This window comes from Aeromonas sp. PrichA-15, assembly GCF_017939245.1.
GTDB classification, from domain to species: domain Bacteria; phylum Pseudomonadota; class Gammaproteobacteria; order Enterobacterales; family Aeromonadaceae; genus Aeromonas; species Aeromonas caviae.
Genome location: NZ_JAGKRH010000206.1, coordinates 1 through 793, shown reverse-complemented (window position 1 = coordinate 793; position 793 = coordinate 1). Strand labels below are relative to the sequence as shown.

Annotated in this window: 3 pseudogenes; all 3 read left to right on the top strand. The window is 48.8% G+C overall.

Annotated elements, in window-relative coordinates:
* Positions 1 to 116 (top strand): annotated as a pseudogene (locus J9889_RS19480) (ISAs1 family transposase); the annotation flags it as partial.
* Positions 117 to 146: 30 nt separating this feature from the next.
* Positions 147 to 569: pseudogene (locus tag J9889_RS19475) on the top strand (IS630-like element ISAhy2 family transposase); the annotation flags it as partial.
* A gap of 91 nt (positions 570 to 660) precedes the next feature.
* Positions 661 to 793 (top strand): annotated as a pseudogene (locus J9889_RS19470) (IS5/IS1182 family transposase); the annotation flags it as partial.

Here is a 793-nt window from a genome sequence, read left to right as displayed (position 1 = left end):
GGCGGTTCGTATTGAATATCGTAAAACAGAGCAATTGTGGTGCTCGAAGTCAGAGAAACAAGCTAAAAAGAGCCGGCTGGAATGACGACTATCGGGCTCAGTTATTCTTTGGTTAAAATATCAACAAAGTGTGCTCCCGCCCTGGGGTTGTCACACCGGGGCAGAATGCCAAGCATTATCTGGCAGGCGTTCTCCACGCAGGCAACGGAAGGGTACTTTACGTCAGCGGGATCAAGAAAAACTCATCGCTGTTTATTGCCATGCTGGAAAAGCTGCGCCACCACTACCGACGAGCCAAAACCATCACGTTGATCCTCGATAACTACATCATTCACAAAAGCAAACAGACCGAGCGATGGTTGAAGAAGAATCCCAAGTTCTGCCTGGTGTTCCAGCCAGTTTACAGCCCTTGGGTTAATCACATAGAACGGCTATGGCACAAGTTACATGAAACCATCACGCGCAATCATCAATGCAGAGGGATGGCAAACCTGCTGGCCCGAGTGAAACACTTCATGGATACCGTGTCTCCTTTCCCGGGGAATGGCTATGGCACAGCGAAGGTGTAGCACTATTGGGATCAGTTATTTAGGGAAGGTGCGAACAAGTCCCTGATATGAGATCATGTTTGTCATCTGGAGCCATGGAACAGGGTTCATCATGAGTCATCAACTTACCTTCGCCGACAGTGAATTCAGCAGTAAGCGCCGTCAGACCAGAAAAGAGATTTTCTTGTCCCGCATGGAGCAGATTCTGCCATGGCAAAACATGGTGGAAGTCATCGAGCCGTTTT